Here is a 16,326-nt window from a genome sequence, read left to right on the forward strand (position 1 = left end):
CTTTAATTTGGCTTTCATAACTTGTTCTTTTTTTAAACAAATTACCTAGAATTCCTATACAGGCAGCCATTTTTTAAGTAAAATGAAGTGATGACTCCTTTAGGATGAAAAAAACGTGAATAAGAAAGGACTGAGAAACATCGCACGAATTAAACCATTTACATTGTTTCTGCTAGGCTTAGTTGTCAGTTGTGGGGCCTTTTTTGCCCAACCTACTGTGACTCATGCAGAAGAAGATATTACCGCGATTGCTAAAAAAATGGGGACGACTCTGAAAGCGGATGGCATTCCCAAAGCAGCCATCGTTGTTGATGCTGATTCTGGAGAAATTCTCTGGTCGCAGCAACCAGATTTAGCGTGGAATCCTGCCAGTATTGCCAAAGTGATGACCATGTACTTGGCCTTTGAAGCAATGGAGCAAGGAAAATTTACAATGGATACGACTGTGACTGCTACGCAAAAAGATGTCGATATTTCTAAAATATATGCCATTAGTAATAACAAAATTACGTTAGGTGTGGCTTATCCAGTCCGTGAACTGTTAAAAATGATTGCTGTCCCCTCTTCTAATGTGGCGACTCTCATGTTGGCAAATTTAATTTCAGGGAACCAGCCTACTGACTTTGTTCATTTAATGAATCAAAAAGCGGCTGAACTAGGGATGACAAATACTACCTATTACAACTGCAGTGGAGCGCAAGCAAGTGCCTTTAACGGCCTGTATCAAATGCAAGGAATTGACCCAAATGGCGATAACGTCTCTACAGCTAGAGATTTAGCTTCACTAACCTATCATTTTCTGAAAAATTATCCAGAAATTTTAGAAATCACCAATAAACCAGTGGTGAAAACAATGGTCGGCACGCCTTACGAGGAAACGTTTGAAGCGTACAATTATTCTTTACCAGGCGCTAAGTATGGTTATCAAGGCGTGGATGGTTTAAAAACAGGCTCTAGTCCAACAGGCGGCTTTAACTATATTGCGACTGTCAAACAAGGAGATTTCCGTTTAATTGAAGTCATTTTAGGCGTTGGTAATTGGCAAAACCAAGATGGTGAATACGAACGGCATGTTGCTGGGAATGCTTTGCTGGACTATGCCTATACGACATACGAACGCAAAAAACTTTTAGACAAAGGACCACAAACCATTGATCACAAAAAAGTCACTTTGGCTAACGATTTATACGGTGTCGTTCCCAAAGGCAGTCAGCCTACTTTTAAATTAGTAGCAGGGCAGGTGCAAGTCGACACGCCTTTGACATTGTTAAATAGTACTGTTCAAGCGCCGAAAGTGGCTTACCAAGAAGTTAAGCCAAAACAAACAACAGCTGAAGCTGCGGAAGAATCAAACGAACATTCTGGGGATACCACCGTTGCAGAACCGAATCATTTTATTCCCAAATCGATTGCCACAAGTGTTTTAGTCCTTTTCGGGCTGATTTTCTCAGTAATTACCCGTCAGCTTCAAAAACGTTTAGAACGTCAGAAAAAACACGGCAAAGAAAGCAGTAAAACTGCAGCCATGCGGACAATCTTTTTAAGTGCCGCAGTTCTTTCTTTCCTATGCGCCGTTGGCTTGTTTCTTTTATTCTAATTATAAAAAATACCACCAAGCGTGAAATGCTTGGTGGTATTTTTTATAAGCCCATATTAGAAAGCGTATTGACCACGTTCATCAATTCATCGCGACGACGAACTTGTTTGTCGACAGGGCCGTCAACTTCTTTCACGTCAATGCGAACAACAAAGTGACGATTCAAAGTAACAAACGTGTCTTCGTTAATTTGGATATTTAATTCTGTTTCAGAATAGCTTGCACAAGCATCTTGCCAGACGTCAAATGGTTCTCTGTCTGAAGCGACTTCTGTTTTTACCACAGAACGACCACTTAATTCTTGAAAGGTTACATCATAAAATTTAGTCATTGCTTTCACCTCTGTCATTTATTCGTTACTTCTATATTATAGCGTTTTCTGGAAAAACACGAAACCATTTTCTCTATTCGACATTTTGAATTTGTTCACGAATCTTTTCTAAGGTTGTTTTCATTTGAACGACACTATTTTTTATTTCAATTGGACTTGATTTCGAACCAATCGTATTGACTTCACGGTTCATTTCTTGAATTAAGAAATCTAGTTCTCGGCCCACTGGTTCTGTTTCGTCAAGCAACTGATGCAACTTATCAATATGGATATCCAAACGATCCAATTCTTCATGAATATCGCCTTTTTCCAATAAAATGGCCATTTCTGTTAATAAGCGTGTTTCATCCACTTGGCTACCTAACCATTCGTTTAATTTCGCTTCAAAACGTTGACGGTATTCTTGTTCAAAAACGCCCACAAACGCTTGCAGCTCTTGAATTGATTGGGTCAACACTGCTACATAGTCAAGCAGGATTTGTTTAATTTGCGTTCCTTCTTGCACACGGCTTTGGTCAAGACTAGCGATGGCTGCTTCAAATGCTTGAACAAGAAATGGTTCAAATGTCTGATCAGCAATTTCTGCTTCCACTATTTCGACAAAATCATTTTGCTTTAATAAATGGTTGACCGTGTCCCCTGCATCAAACGTTGCTTCCGGATAGTTTTCCTTTAAATGTTGATCTACCGAATTTAATAATTGATCAATTAAGTCCCACTGCACGCGCACTTCTTTTTGATTGTTGCCGATTTTTTGGAGATTTACATAGACTTCCACACGTCCACGTTTTAACGTGCGTTTGATTACTTGCCGAATCACCAGTTCATAGGCATTCAGTTCCTTTGGCATACGCAATTGAATATCTAAAAACCGCTGGTTGACACTTTTGACTTCGATATCCAATTGATAATTTTCATTTTGAATGGTCTTTTTTCCAAATCCAGTCATACTTTTCATTGACAGGGTGCTCCTTTTACATGGATTTAATTGTTTTGCTTAATTCAGCAAATTCTTCGTTAGTTAAGGTGATGCCTTTACCCATTTTTTCGTGATCAGGGGCCCACTCACGCAAATCAAATTTTGGTGGACGACCATTCCAACTAATTAAATTCAATTCTTTACGCCAGCCACGAGCATTCTCAGATAACACAGCGACTTCTTCTAAAATTTCATATGAAAATTCTTCTTTCATAACATTCACTCCTTGTTAGTATTCCTTAGGTTATTGTACCATCTTTTCCTCGACACTTAAAATACACATCTCTTTTCTATCACCCTGTCTATATAAACATACGCAACTTTTTCAAAAAATCAGTAAAAAAAGCGACAACTGCTCGTTTCAATCGTGTCAGTCACCGCTTCTCTGTCTATTCTTTTTCTGTATAAAGATCCACTACTTCAAAACTTTGGCAAACTAACAGCATATCGGGATAAAATTGTAACTGATAGGGGGCCAGTTCTTCTTTAAAGAACCGCGCATGCTCTTCATACCAATAATCCAACGTCAAATCTCCTTCACCTTCCGCTTGCGCAAAAGATTCTGAGACCTTGTTCATGGGCATAATTTCAACTTTGGTTGTTCGAATAATAGCCAGCGGTTGAGACTGACCATCTAAAATTATGTCGTATTGACCAGCTTTAGGGAGTTGTTCTTCTTCCATCTTATAAATATCTAAAGAAGAACATGTCGCTGTCTTACGACCAGAAACAACCAATTGACCCAAACGATTACCCATCTCAGAAGAGCCATCACCAAACATCCACACATCGGGCATCAACATATCTAATTCATGTTTATCTAAAAAGTTTTGCCAGAACACTTCTACATTTTTTAACATCCTTTGCTCTCCTTTTTATTTTTACTTCACGCAACCTTCTTTCACTAATTATACATAACTGATTGCTTTTCTCCTATACTATTTTTACAAAATGAAAACTAAAATAATGTCAGTAACATTTGGACAGAAAAAAAAGAGAGCGTGGGACAAAAATCACTTTGGATTTTTGCTCCACGCTCAAAAACTTATAAACGGCGGGAACAGAAGCAACTCCTTCGGAAATAAGCCGAAATTCTCCAAAAATTACAGAACAATTTTCGGAAATTCCTTCTTATTTCTCGGAGTTAAACGCTTCTGTCCCGACCTCATCTTTTTATTTTGCTTGTCGTTCTTTGATTTTCGTAAGTAAAGATTGAACATGCTGGCGTGCCGAAGCTTCATCTTCTTGAAGCATCTTTTCCGATAAAATAAAGGAGCCGCCCACTGCTAATACTTCTTTGGCTTCCACATACTCTATAAAGTTTGTTTCATCAATCCCACCAGTTGGTAAAAATTGAACATCATAAAACGGACCGCTTAAACTTTTGATGGCTTTTAACCCGCCGTAAATATCGGCTGGGAAAAATTTAACCACTCGTAAGCCATACGCCAGCGCTCGCTGAATCTCCCCAGGCGTAGCTGTTCCTGGAAAAATAGGCACCTCGTTTGCCAGACAAAAATCAATGACTTCTGGAACAATCGCTGGGGAAACAATGAACTGTGCACCGTTCGCTACTGCCTCTTGGGCTTCTTTCAAGGTTCGAACAGTTCCTGCGCCTACTATTAAATTCCCTGAAGCAGCAAGTTGTTTGATGGCAGGCAAGGCCAGCTGACTCCGAAAAGTGACTTCAATAAACGGTAATTCGTTTTCTACTAAGACTGATTCTACTTGTGGCAAATAGCGTAAATCTGTTGCAGTGTATAGTGGTAAAAGTTTACATGTCGCTAATTGTTGATACAGTTGATTTTTTTCAACTTTTGTTTCCATTCTGTCACTTCCTATTTTGTTTGGCTTTGGTTGCTTCGTACAGTCCTTGAATATAGGTCAACCCCATTGCTCGATCATATAAACCATAACCAGGCATCGCTTTTTCATCCCAAATTGCCCGCCCATGGTCAGGGCGAATAACGCCTTCATACCCTACGTCTACCAGTGCTTGCATTAATTCCGCCATATCTAACGAACCAGCGACACTCGGATGCGCCGTTTCTTCAAAACGATGCTCACCTAAATACTTCACATTGCGGAAATGAACAAAATTAATTCTGTGACCTATTTCACGAATCATAGTAGGCAAATCATTCGTCGGGTCCGCACCGAGGGAACCTGTACAAAATGTAATCCCATTTGCTGGTGAGTCCACCAAGGAAAGGATCCGTTTTAAATCCGCTAAATTTTTAGTGATTCTTGGCAAACCAAAAATTTCCCAAGGTGGATCATCGGGGTGAATCCCCATTTTGATATTTTCTTCTTCACAGACAGGAATCACACGTTCTAAAAAGTAGCGCAAATTTTCGACCAAATCTTCTTCTGTTACGCCGGCATACATGGCTTTCAATTCTTGAAATTGTTGCAAACGCTCCTCTTCCCAACCTGGTAACCGGAATCCTTTTGATTGACTGTGAATTAATTGATACATGTCTTCTGGCTGCATGTTCTCTACCACAGCTTGATCAAATAACAACGATAAGCTACCATCTTCATTCTCATACGCTAAGTCCGTTTTAGCCCAACCAAAAATAGGCTTGAAACTGTAGCACACTAAGGAAATTCCACATTTCCCCAAGTTACGTAACGTTTGGCGATAATTATCAATATAATGGTCTCGTTGATCCGTTCCCGCTTTAATGGCATCATGAATAGCGACACTTTCAATTCCTAAAAGTGCCAATCCTTCTTGTTCTACCGATTGTTTAAGTGCCTGAATTTCGGCTACTGTCCAAACATCACCTGGTAGTTTATTTAACAAGGTACCGACAACACCAGTAATTCCTGGAATCTGTCGAATATGTTTTAACGGAATGGCATCGCCTGCCGCTCCGTACCATCTAAATCCCCATTTCATTGCTTTCACCCTTTACTACATTCTTAAAAATCATCGTCCTCATCCTCTTCATCCTCAAATGAAGTCATAGAAATATCCCATGCTTGCACACTTTCTTTGCCTTGCGCAACAATCGCTTGCGCCGCTTCAGCAATCGGTGTGCCCAATAATTGATGGTTTATCGCTTCTAAGACCATTGGTAGGTTGGTACCACTCACCACAAAGATTTTCTTTTGTAGAGCTGGTTCGAGTTCGTTAATCACCAAAACTGCCTGATTGTAAGGACTCGCACTTAATAAGTCAACCATGACCAACACGCCATCCCCTTGTTGGACGTTCTCAATCGCTGTTTTAATTTGTCCGCCTAGTGCTTGGACATCGTCGCCACTATTTAGATTAACGGTTTCGATATTTTCGGTTGCGCCCATAATCACGGTAGCTGCGTCTTTCGCACCGTCACTTAGTGCACCGTGTGTAGCAATCACAATCCCTAACATAAAAGTTCCTCCTTCAGTTCAGTGGCTTGAGTCATTACTTCAAACAGTCATGCAATGACTCAAGCGACTGGCCTTTTTTATAAATTAAATTTGCCTAAAACCTCTTTTAAACTAGTTTTTGGTGCAGAAGGCGTTGCTTGGAAATAAATATCTTCTACGCCATACACCTCATGTAGTTCTTTTAATTTTTCAGCATCTTCTTTGTTTAAATAAACTGATTTGGTTACTAATAAATCTTTTTCTGGATTCTTCTGTGCAATACCGCCGATATTTAACTCCTTCATAGGGACTCCGTGTTTTACTAAGTCATAAATTACAGAGACGGTTTTAGCGATTAAAATACAGTTGTACTCTTTGAATTGGTATTCATCCCAATAAAATTTGGCTTTTTCCGGCGTAATGACAATGGTTTTTTGTCCTGTCCGACTGCCTGCACTTTTGTATAAATCACGCATAAATTTATCCTTTGCCACCACTTCATCGACAACGAAAATGGAATTAACACCACTTTTTTGGGACAAGGTCACCATCACTTGTCCATGAATTAATCGTTCATCTACTCTTGCTAAATTTACTACGCCCATCTGATTCACGTCCTTTTCTTTTTATAAAATACCGACTGTTGCTAAGACAATTAAAATACCTGTTAACCACAATAATGCTTGCGTAACTTTCAAGCCTTTTTTCGTATAGAACCAATACACGCCCATTACAACAGCTAGCGGTAAGAGTCCTGGGACAATCTGATCAAGGATATCTTGGACCACAAACTCACGGCCAGAAAGTTTAAATTGAAGAGTTGAAGAAACTTTGACATAATTACCAGCTAAAATCCCCATCATGAACAACCCTAAAACAGATAACATTTCAATGGCTTTTTGAATCCCAGCACTTTGCATTAAGCCTGTAGCATTCCGCCCCATTTTGAAGGATTGTCTCGCAAAGAACACACCTAACAGTACTTGATAAAGGGCAAACGCGACAAAGGGGAAAATCGCACCTAATGCGCTACCTTGTTGCGCCCACGGCACCGCAATCGCAATAAAAATATATTGAACCGTACCTGAGTCAATCGCATCACCAATCCCAGCTAACGCGCCCATCAAGCCAGCTTTGGTGTTATACATTAAATCATCTTGCATCATGATTTCGCGGCCTTCATGTTCTTCTTTGGCCCGCTCTTGTTCCATAGAAGCCATCAGCCCAGTAATGACCCCGCCGCCCCAACTTAATTGCGTATTGAAAAACAGCAGTTGACGCATATAAGCGGCTTTTAATTGTTCATCGTCTTTATATAATTTCTTTAAAAGTGGCATCATTGCGTACAATAACGAAGGCGCCAAGTAACGTTCAAAGGAATGGGGAATTTCATTGGCAAAATGCCAACGGAGATAGGCTTTTGTAACATCTTTATTGGTAATTTCTTCTGGTGCTAAATTCGTTGTTTTCGGCACGACTTTTTCTGTTGTTTCCGTCATTTCAGTTCCTCCTTTTTCTTTTAAAACCCGTCATCGTAATCGTCATCATCATCAAAATCAGTGGTGGCACTGGCGGAACCAGCACTTTCTGCTACAGGTTTGCCTTTTTGGACTTGCACAAAAATTAACGCAATAATTACGCCAAAGATGGCATACGTTACCATGGTAATTTCCAATGACTTAAAGACGATACTCATGAAGTATGCAAGGAAAAAGAAAACCAAGAAATCTTTTCGACCAATGACATAGACCGTTGTCGCAATCCCAATTGCGGCTAAACCACCACCGACTACTTCTAACACGTGAATCACAACGGTTCCTTCTAATGCTTTAATAATATCGGCAATGACTGGTGCCCCTAGATAAAGAGCAAAAAAGACTAATGGAACGAATAAAATAAATGAGGCAATCGTTGGATACCAGATAATTGAGCGGGCAATTTTTTTAGAATTTAGTTCAGCCACCGCACGATCGGTATACTTCCCTAAAAACGTGTTAATAAAGAAACGGAATTGATATAAATAACTTCCTAAAAGACCGACAGGAACCGCTACGGCAATAGCCGCTTCCGGCTTCAAATTCCCTAGCAACGCAACTGGCACAGCAATCGCTGCCGCAATTGATGGTTCTGCTGGCATAGAGCCACCTGGTGAAAAAACACCCATGTAAATCATTTGTAATGCTGCGGTGACAATCATCGCTTTCGGGACATCGCCCATCACTAAACCTGCTACTAACCCTGTCATTAAGGGCGAGAAACGCAACGTTAACGTTGCTCCTCCTCCAAGCCATCTGGACATAATTGCTGCCACCCAAAGCGCCATTATCAAACTTTGTAAAACACTTAACGTTTCCATAGTTCCTCCTTCTTATCCTTGGTTTTGGATATACTTTTCTAGCTCTTCAATCCCTTGACGTAAACGTTCTTCCGAAATCTCAATAGGAATTAAATGAACCTTTTCTTTTGAATCAATAAATTGAACCATTGCATCGAGTACTGCTTCTTCTTCTGGGTAAAGGCCCATTTGTCGTAACGACATGGGCAAGTTTAGCTCTTGATAAAAAGGGATTAATGCGTCTATGATGGCCCACCTTTTTTCCAATGCTAATTGATAGAAGATGCCGTAAGCTACTTTTTCGCCATGTAAATAGTCATGACTTTTTGGTAAAAATTTACTCATAGCATCATGCATGGCGTGTGCTGCTGCATTGCGGGCGTATTTGTCGCCGAAGCCGCCGACTAATCCAGAAACAGCGAAAACAATTTCTGAAAGATGGACAAATTCAGGCGTGAGTTTGCCCTCATCCATCGCTGCTAAGGCTGCTTTTGAGTCCCGCATAATCGCTTCTTGCGAAAGCTTGGCGGTCGCTCCCGCTAATTGTAAAAAGGGTTCCCCTTGCAAATGGGCTTGGCGTAAAATGGTCTCTGATTCATACCATTTCGCTAACGTATCAGCTAAACCAGCGACAAAATAATCACGGGGCGCATCAAGAAGCAACTTAGGATCAGTGATTAAAAACGCAGCTTGGCGAAAGAAATGTTCCGTTTTGCCTTCGGCCGCGCCATTTTCTTGATACATCACAGCTAACGGTGTCCACGGCGCACAGTTACTAGCCAAAGTAGGGACCAAGCCAAAATTCAGATTGTTTAAATGGGCGCTGTAGCCCACTAAATCGGCTAACTTACCGCCGCCGACTCCCAGAAGAAAGTCAATCTGGTGTTCCTTTATTTGCTGTGAAATTTGTTCGGCGCCAAAATAACTACATTCTCCTGTGTAAGTGTGATAGAAGAATTGATACTCTGAATCTGCCAAGAATGGTAAAAATGGCTGAGCTTTTTCAAAGGATACGGTGCCATGCACCACCAAAATTCGTTGGGCGTGATATTCCTTGAAAAGTGACGGCACCGAAGCTAAGGCGCCTTCGTGGTAACGATAAAATTGCGGTCCAACTTTCACTTTTAAATCAGTTAACATGCTCCTCCTCCTTCTTAACTAACGTAACGACTGACTTCTTGCACTGCCCGTTGAGGTAAAATACCTTGCACCACGTCTTCCACATCTTGCACGCATTTTTCTCCCATCGCTTGCAGGCATTCCATGGTATAAGCGGAGGTGTGCGGCGTCATTACTACATTTTCAAACGCAAGATAAGGATGATTTTTCCGACCTGGTTCCTCTTCTAAAACATCTGTCCCAAGCCCAGCAATTTTGCCCGATTGTAAGCCGACAATCATGGCTTCTTCATCAATCAAGGCGCCTCGTGCGCTATTGGAAAGATAGACGCCGTCTTTCATCTTGGCAATTTCCGCCGAGCCAATCATGTGATAACTTTCTTCAGTTAAATTGGCACATAAACAAATGATGTCAGCTGAAGCTAGCAACGTATCTAAGTCTACTTTTTTTGCTCCATAACTTTGCAGATAAGTGGCGGATTTATAGGGATCATACGCTAACACGTCACAGCGAAATCCGTTTCGTAACGTCTCCACGACACAACTTCCTGTGTTCCCAACACCAATGACACCCACAGTTTTGTTAAATAACGTCCGACCGACAAAATTCGCTCGTTTTTCCCATTGATCTGCTTTAACGCTGGCATCTGCAGCCACGGTTTGCCGTAAAACAGCTAGTAAATTTGTGACGTTGTTTTCCGCCACGGCATCTCGTTCTACTAAAGCTGGGATGATGGAAACAATTGTGTCATGCTGTTTTGCAGCGTCTAAATCGATGTTGTTATACCCAATACCGTGGCGAGAAATCAGCAACAATTCATCTTTATGTTCAAAAAATTCTTTCGTGAAAAATGGCGTCACGCTAGCAATAATAATCGTATATCCTTGTAAACGTTCCGCTAACTCTTTGCCACCAATTTCACTGTCGACTGTAAAATGCTTCACGGTGCCTATTTTTTCTAAGCGCGTCAAGTGTTCAGGAAAAATTTGACCAAAACTACTGGAATTCACTATGGCAATTTTTTGTTTTTTTAACATGACTAAACTCCTTTACTGACTTTTTACGACTTCATGCCCGCCAAATCCTTGTCGCAAAGAAGCGACCACTTTGTTTGAAAAATGATTTGCTAGCATACTTTCATTTCGAGTAAATAAGGACAACGCCGTAGTTGGGACGGGCATCTCCAAACGCAATGCTTCTTCAATCATCCATTTGGCTTCGCCATTTGCTGCCACTTTCCCTTCTAGATTGGCTAACGTAGGATTTTCCGCAAAAACCTCTTTCGCTAAGCCCATCAAGCGAGCTTCAATAATCGAGCCGTGATTCCACACATCGGCTACTTTCTCCAACGCAAAATCATATTCGGCAGCTTCTAATAAATTGAATCCTTCGCCCATGGCTTGCATCATGACGTACTCAATCCCGTTATGCACCATTTTCAAATAGTGACCAGCTCCTGATTTCCCAGCATAAAGATACCCTTGTTCACAAGCTAAATCTTCAAAAAATGGGGTTAACACCTTGACGGCTTCAGGCGCACCGCCAACCATTAAACACGCTCCTTCCCGCGCTCCTTTGATGCCACCAGAAGTACCACAATCAATAAAATAAATTCCTTTTTCCTTAGCAAATTGAGCATTCGCAACACTATCATGAAAATTTGAATTGCCACTATCCACAATGATATCCTCTGGTGCTAATTGCTCTACCAATTCTGCCACTAATTGATTGGTAATCTGACCAGCGGGGGTACTTAAAAAAATCACCCTCCTTTTGTTAAGCGCTTTCAATAGTTCCGGCAACGAATCTACAACGGAAAGCCCCTGCTCTCTAGCAGTCGCTCTTGCTTCCTTTGTCACATCAAAGCCAATAATGGGCCAGCCTTGTTCGTGAACATTTAATGCCATGTTCAAACCCATTTTCCCAAGTCCAATAAAGCCAATGTCCATTTTTCTTTCACCTGCCTCTTTTGATACTTCAATCATAAAGGATAAAAAAAATAATGTAAACGATTACACTAATTAAAAAATATTTTTTATTTTTTAGCAAAAATCTTGCCTGCTCAAAAGGTAAAACGTTTTTATTTTTAAGGAGCTTTCATACAAAAAACACAAGTAAATCTCTTGGTATCACGTTCTTTTTACTGGCTACTTTCTTTAGTTGAGAGAAGTCTTTTCAAGACCCCTTCATTTTTCAGAAAAAAGATTATTTATTTTTTTTGGGCTTTTTTTAAAGAATTTCTTTTTTGTGGAGAAAAAGAGAAATTGTATTTGTCCTCTTTTTCCACTATAATCAGTCTATACCAACAATGAAAAGGCATTCATTTTATTTTAAAAAAAATAAGATTGGAGGAACGTGTTAATGAAAAACCACTATTTGGATCAACGGATTCGGATCAAAAAACCGAATTTGAGCCTCACAGAAAAGAAAATTTCCGATTACTTTGTTCATTCTGAATCATTATTGACACAAATGACGTTAGAAAGTCTTGCCAACGAAATTGGCGTCTCCCAATCTTCCGTGTATCAATTTGTAAAAAAGATTGGCTATTCTGGGTTCCAAGAATTTAAAATTGATATCGCCAGGAATTCTAATTATCAGCCGACTTTTCAAAACGTCAATAGCGTGAATGGCGCCGATGATATTTCACCAGATGATGATAGTATTACGATTGCTAAAAAAGTCTTACAAGCCAATATTTATTCCCTCAGTAACGCCACACAGTTCTTAACAAAAGAGCTGTTAGATAACGTGTTGGCTTTGATGTACTCTGCCAAAACGCTTCACTTTTTTGGGCAAGGTGGCTCCTCGATTGTGGCTTTTGATAGTTTCCATAAATTCATTCGGACCAACTATCGGTGCAACTACATTTTTGATTACCACATGCAGTTAAGTTTTGTCACAAAATTAACCAGTGAAGATTGCGTGTTTATTTTTTCCCATTCAGGCAAAACCAAAGAATCAATCAACCTAGCACGACAAGTTAAAAAAACCAACGCAAAAATGATTACGTTAACTGGTAACAGCGGTTCAGAGTTGGCAGGCTTGTCCGACGAAGCAATTATTGTCGTCACCGAAGAAGGCTTGTTTCGTGCGGAATCCTTGGCTTCACGGATTAGTTACTTAACGGTAATGGATATTTTATACACAAATACGATGTATCACAATTTTGATCAAAATGCCGATTCCTTGAAAAAAATCCGTGATAACATTAGCACGACTAAGACCGATCCGCATTACTTGTCGTAAAGAAAAGTCTTATTTGTTAGTAGTTGCTTCTGCTCCCACCCTTTATCATTTTTAAGCCTGGAACAAAAATCCAAAATGATTGATGTCCCAGGCTTTTCCTTTGAAGTTTTAATCCTTGGCTTTCTCAGTGCAACTACTCAGGATTTATATTTTTTATCCTTACGAACAGTATCATTAGAATCATCCAGATATCGACTACTCTGAAAAGTAGATTATACTCATACAGCCAAGTTGCTTGCGAACAGACAAGAAAGACTGAAAATATAATGGGTAGGCAAAATAACCTATCTTCTTTTTCCGTTATTGAAATAATTAATAGCGTTAATAAAAATAAAGGAATAAAGAGGAAGTGCATAACCATTTGAGTAACAACTATCGATACAGTAATCGTGTGCTTGTCAAATAGCTGAACTAGTATTGGATTAAACCAAACAATGGCGACTATTACTAACGAAAAATATTTAGTCACGCTTTCCAGCCTTATTACATACAACAATCCAAAGAAAATTAGTAAACTAATAATGATATCTTTATAAGTAAAAAAATGTTCATAATTCATAATTTTTTTCGTTTCATCTCCACTCAACTTGCTTAACTATTCAAGGTTTAGGTAAATCACGTTTCCCATTTTCTCACATGATCGTTCAAAGAAACAGAACGTTGTTTGGTGTTTTAAAACGTAAAAGTTGAGCAACATATCCTGTCTAAACATTTACTTGGCAGTTTATTTATAGAAAAATTGTTACTTTCCAAATTTTTGTATGCTTTTTAGAAATGAAACCAAGCTTATGTTTTAATGTTTCTTATGCAAATCATTAAAACGAAATCCCCCAAATTTCGCAACTCTTATCATTTCAGATTGTGATGTTCGTCCAATTAAAAAGTGATAGTACTTCTTAACGTATCGTTATTAAATTTTAAATTCAAAGGGGCTACTCTCTTTAATTTTGTTTCTGATTTTTTCTAAAAGTACTGTTATGTAAGTAATAAGTTCTATACTGGACTTGTAATAGAAAATAAATTTAATTCTTTACAAAAATTAGTATAAGAGAACCCCTTTTTTCATTCTACGACATCATTAGCTGACGATATATAGCAAATTACAAACTAAGTTAATGACGTAATCTTACTTTTTTCTTCTTTTTTTCTTACTTTTTTCTGCCTGTATTTTTTTAAAAAATTCTTGCCTATCTTCTAATTTCCAAGTACCCTGTTCTGTTCTTTCATATATCCAAATTTTTGTACACCGACAGGCGTTACGAAACGAGGTATGTTGTTTCGCTTCTTTATCCTGAGCAAGATTTAAACAAGAACGAGGAATTGAGAATTCTGGATGATCATGATATAAGCCAATCCCTAAACCAATCTTAGGCGTACTGATTGTGTTCGTCATAGGAATTGTTCTTAATTGTCCGTCAGCGCCTATTCTGACCACATCTGTCTTTATGCTTTTAATGTATTTCAATACCTGAAGCTTATCTTTTACTTTTCTTGTACTTTCTACCCAACATTTTGAAAAGTTCAATTTATTTCTTTTAAAGTCTCTATAAAATTCAATAGCATACTTACTTTTCGTTCTTGACTTAGAGGTTTCTCTTTCATTAATATCATAATAACTTATCCCAATTAAGTGCAGAATACTCTCTCTAGTAAAACAAACTTCTAGTTTTTCTTGTTTACTTTTCACGTTTCTTTTATAGAAATAAACTATTTTTTTATTAACAACTTCTACATCTAAAATTTCTAAAACGGCAATAAGTTCATCAAATAAATCTTTACAACTTAAATCACTTGCCACTAATTCTGTTAATCGGAAAGTTTTAGTTACTTTAGCTTCACCCATTCCATCCCTCCTCTACGTTTTCATTTTGATAAAAAAAAACAAACGTGCAAAAAGCACGTTTGTTGAAATATCTCATAAGAGGGTGCATTATTTTCAGCTTTCGCCTAGGCTCCTTCTAAGCCTTCGTACTTTAAATAAATATGCTGATAGTTTATCAACCCTCTGGCTACTAAATGTATCAGCCTCTAGATCCTTTGTTCATAACGACTTGAAACAGTCAGCTATGAATTGAGAAGTATCATTGGAGTGTCATGCACCGTGACACTGAAAGTAAGTTTTCGATGATTGGCTCTATCATCACTCCAGATAATCTGGTACCCTTTCAGGTGAGTTTTACCTCCAGAAATTCTATATGAGCCATAAGAATTTCTGACTTCTTTCATCCACATTATAGCTAAATCATAGCCTCTTGTCAAATAAAAGCAAACAATTGTTCTCTAAATTCAAACAAGATATCTATTCCCACTGAACAGAAAAAAGATTCACCAATTTTACCTTTGAACCTTTTTTCATTTATGCTTTTATCAAGCAATTTTTTTATATGGTTACATCGAACCTTTAAAAACATCTTTATTCTTAGCAAAATAATCAACACCAGAGTAAATGGTGAAAATCAAGCAGGCATATAGCATGATTTGATCTAGTGGTAGATGAAGTGCTGAAAATGGAATGTTGTTAATGAATAGTAAAATAATTGCAACCATTTGGGTAGCTGTTTTTACTTTTCCTGGCCAAGCTGCTGCCATTACTTCGCCATGTTCGACTAATAACAACCGTAAACCAGTTACTGCCAATTCACGACAAACAATAATTGCTACAATCCAAGCGGGTACTTTGCCTTGACCAACTAAGACGATAAAGGCGGTCATCACTAGCATTTTGTCCGCTAATGGGTCCGCAAATTTTCCGAAGTTCGTCACCAAGCCTTGCGCACGGGCAATTTTGCCATCCAACCAGTCTGTAAAACTAGCAACTGCAAAAATAATCGCGCCCACTAATTGGGTAACGGCTAACGTTGTGTCGCCAAAACTAATCGTTCCCCAGTCCATTGGCACTGACACAATAATAATAAAAATCGGAATCATAAATATTCTTAAAACTGTTAATTTATTTGGTAAATTCACTTCAATTGCCCCTTCCTTCTCCTGTTCTATTTTACGTTATCTTGCTGGCAGTGTCACGAAAAAAAGAAAAGAATCTGGAATAATTGCCGTTTGACCGTTTATTCAGAAATATTCTTGCCTTTTTTTAGAAAGAGCTGGTAATAGCCTAAACCTAAATTAATCATTCCAATCAATGTGATACTGTCTAAAAATTTAGAACCATAGATAAAGTAGAAATACAGTTGTAAGCCAACAATCAAGAAGCCCATGACCAACAGAGCGATTGAAAATATGGTGATAAGATTAAATTTTTTATTAACTATTTTAAGCATTGATAACCCCTTCTCTCTTGAATTATTATTGTCGTCTTTTTAACCATTCGCTGTTAATTATAAAAGAAAAGAATCTGG

General features: G+C 38.7%; 18 protein-coding genes. 2 read left to right on the top strand and 16 right to left on the bottom strand.

The features are described 5' to 3' along the window. Positions 1-115: 115 nt before the first annotated feature. On the top strand, positions 116-1,597 hold the full coding sequence (locus tag IGJ46_RS11915) for a DUF1958 domain-containing protein (RefSeq protein WP_002389422.1): 1,482 nt from the start codon (positions 116-118) through the stop codon (positions 1,595-1,597). Between the two features lie 43 nt (positions 1,598-1,640). Here the strand turns inward: IGJ46_RS11915 and IGJ46_RS11920 are convergent, their stop codons facing one another. The 13 genes from IGJ46_RS11920 to gnd form a co-directional block, all read right to left on the bottom strand. After that, positions 1,641-1,946 (bottom strand): hypothetical protein, encoded by a 306-nt coding sequence (locus tag IGJ46_RS11920; RefSeq protein WP_002383233.1) that lies wholly within the window; start codon positions 1,944-1,946, stop codon positions 1,641-1,643. 55 nt (positions 1,947-2,001) lie between these two features. Continuing rightward, positions 2,002-2,886 carry a YicC/YloC family endoribonuclease gene (locus IGJ46_RS11925; protein ID WP_002413791.1) on the bottom strand — a complete coding sequence of 295 codons (885 nt, stop codon included), beginning with the start codon at positions 2,884-2,886 and terminating at the stop codon, positions 2,002-2,004. A 16-nt stretch (positions 2,887-2,902) separates the two neighbouring features. Beyond that, positions 2,903-3,121 carry a YdbC family protein gene (locus tag IGJ46_RS11930; RefSeq protein WP_002381076.1) on the bottom strand — a complete coding sequence of 73 codons (219 nt, stop codon included), beginning with the start codon at positions 3,119-3,121 and terminating at the stop codon, positions 2,903-2,905. A gap of 175 nt (positions 3,122-3,296) precedes the next feature. After that, complete coding sequence (locus IGJ46_RS11935; protein WP_002354908.1) at positions 3,297-3,767, bottom strand: ASCH domain-containing protein; 471 nt, start codon at positions 3,765-3,767, stop codon at positions 3,297-3,299. 313 nt (positions 3,768-4,080) lie between these two features. Beyond that, on the bottom strand, positions 4,081-4,734 hold the full coding sequence (locus IGJ46_RS11940; protein ID WP_002354907.1) for a bifunctional 4-hydroxy-2-oxoglutarate aldolase/2-dehydro-3-deoxy-phosphogluconate aldolase: 654 nt from the start codon (positions 4,732-4,734) through the stop codon (positions 4,081-4,083). 4 nt (positions 4,735-4,738) lie between these two features. Then, positions 4,739-5,812 carry a mannonate dehydratase gene (gene uxuA / locus IGJ46_RS11945; protein ID WP_002388613.1) on the bottom strand — a complete coding sequence of 358 codons (1,074 nt, stop codon included), beginning with the start codon at positions 5,810-5,812 and terminating at the stop codon, positions 4,739-4,741. Between the two features lie 23 nt (positions 5,813-5,835). After that, a complete protein-coding gene (locus tag IGJ46_RS11950) occupies positions 5,836-6,288 on the bottom strand; it encodes a PTS sugar transporter subunit IIA (protein ID WP_002354905.1) in 453 nt (150 codons plus the stop codon). Positions 6,289-6,365: 77 nt separating this feature from the next. Next, a complete protein-coding gene (locus IGJ46_RS11955; RefSeq protein ID WP_002354904.1) occupies positions 6,366-6,872 on the bottom strand; it encodes a PTS system mannose/fructose/N-acetylgalactosamine-transporter subunit IIB in 507 nt (168 codons plus the stop codon). A gap of 21 nt (positions 6,873-6,893) precedes the next feature. Further along, positions 6,894-7,766: a PTS system mannose/fructose/sorbose family transporter subunit IID gene (locus IGJ46_RS11960; RefSeq protein WP_002354903.1), complete on the bottom strand. Its 873-nt coding sequence runs from the start codon at positions 7,764-7,766 to the stop codon at positions 6,894-6,896. A gap of 20 nt (positions 7,767-7,786) precedes the next feature. Next, positions 7,787-8,623: a PTS mannose/fructose/sorbose/N-acetylgalactosamine transporter subunit IIC gene (locus IGJ46_RS11965; protein ID WP_002354902.1), complete on the bottom strand. Its 837-nt coding sequence runs from the start codon at positions 8,621-8,623 to the stop codon at positions 7,787-7,789. 12 nt (positions 8,624-8,635) lie between these two features. Beyond that, positions 8,636-9,742 (bottom strand): iron-containing alcohol dehydrogenase family protein, encoded by a 1,107-nt coding sequence (locus IGJ46_RS11970; RefSeq protein WP_002359028.1) that lies wholly within the window; start codon positions 9,740-9,742, stop codon positions 8,636-8,638. A 14-nt stretch (positions 9,743-9,756) separates the two neighbouring features. Next, entirely contained in the window at positions 9,757-10,758 is a 1,002-nt protein-coding gene (locus tag IGJ46_RS11975) for a D-isomer specific 2-hydroxyacid dehydrogenase family protein (protein WP_002354900.1), read from the bottom strand. Positions 10,759-10,770: 12 nt separating this feature from the next. Next, positions 10,771-11,706, bottom strand: coding sequence for a phosphogluconate dehydrogenase (NAD(+)-dependent, decarboxylating) (gene gnd, locus IGJ46_RS11980; protein WP_016627517.1), 936 nt, complete (start codon positions 11,704-11,706; stop codon positions 10,771-10,773). 376 nt (positions 11,707-12,082) lie between these two features. Here gnd and IGJ46_RS11985 point away from each other — a divergent pair, with 376 nt between their 5' ends. After that, complete coding sequence (locus tag IGJ46_RS11985) at positions 12,083-12,970, top strand: MurR/RpiR family transcriptional regulator (protein WP_002383224.1); 888 nt, start codon at positions 12,083-12,085, stop codon at positions 12,968-12,970. Positions 12,971-14,096: 1,126 nt separating this feature from the next. Here the strand turns inward: IGJ46_RS11985 and IGJ46_RS11990 are convergent. The 3 genes from IGJ46_RS11990 to IGJ46_RS12000 all read right to left on the bottom strand — a co-directional run bounded on the left by IGJ46_RS11990 (position 14,097) and on the right by IGJ46_RS12000 (position 16,248). Continuing rightward, positions 14,097-14,813, bottom strand: coding sequence for a PBECR4 domain-containing protein (locus tag IGJ46_RS11990; RefSeq protein ID WP_002354895.1), 717 nt, complete (start codon positions 14,811-14,813; stop codon positions 14,097-14,099). Between the two features lie 545 nt (positions 14,814-15,358). After that, positions 15,359-15,937 (bottom strand): CDP-diacylglycerol--glycerol-3-phosphate 3-phosphatidyltransferase, encoded by a 579-nt coding sequence (gene pgsA, locus IGJ46_RS11995; protein ID WP_002365382.1) that lies wholly within the window; start codon positions 15,935-15,937, stop codon positions 15,359-15,361. Between the two features lie 98 nt (positions 15,938-16,035). Continuing rightward, the gene (locus IGJ46_RS12000; protein WP_002359021.1) at positions 16,036-16,248 is read right to left on the bottom strand and encodes a hypothetical protein; all 213 of its coding nucleotides are present in this window, start codon (positions 16,246-16,248) and stop codon (positions 16,036-16,038) included. Between the last annotated feature and the right edge of the window lie 78 nt (positions 16,249-16,326).

The sequence above is a fragment of the Enterococcus sp. AZ120 genome (assembly GCF_050546165.1).
Lineage (GTDB): Bacteria > Bacillota > Bacilli > Lactobacillales > Enterococcaceae > Enterococcus > Enterococcus faecalis.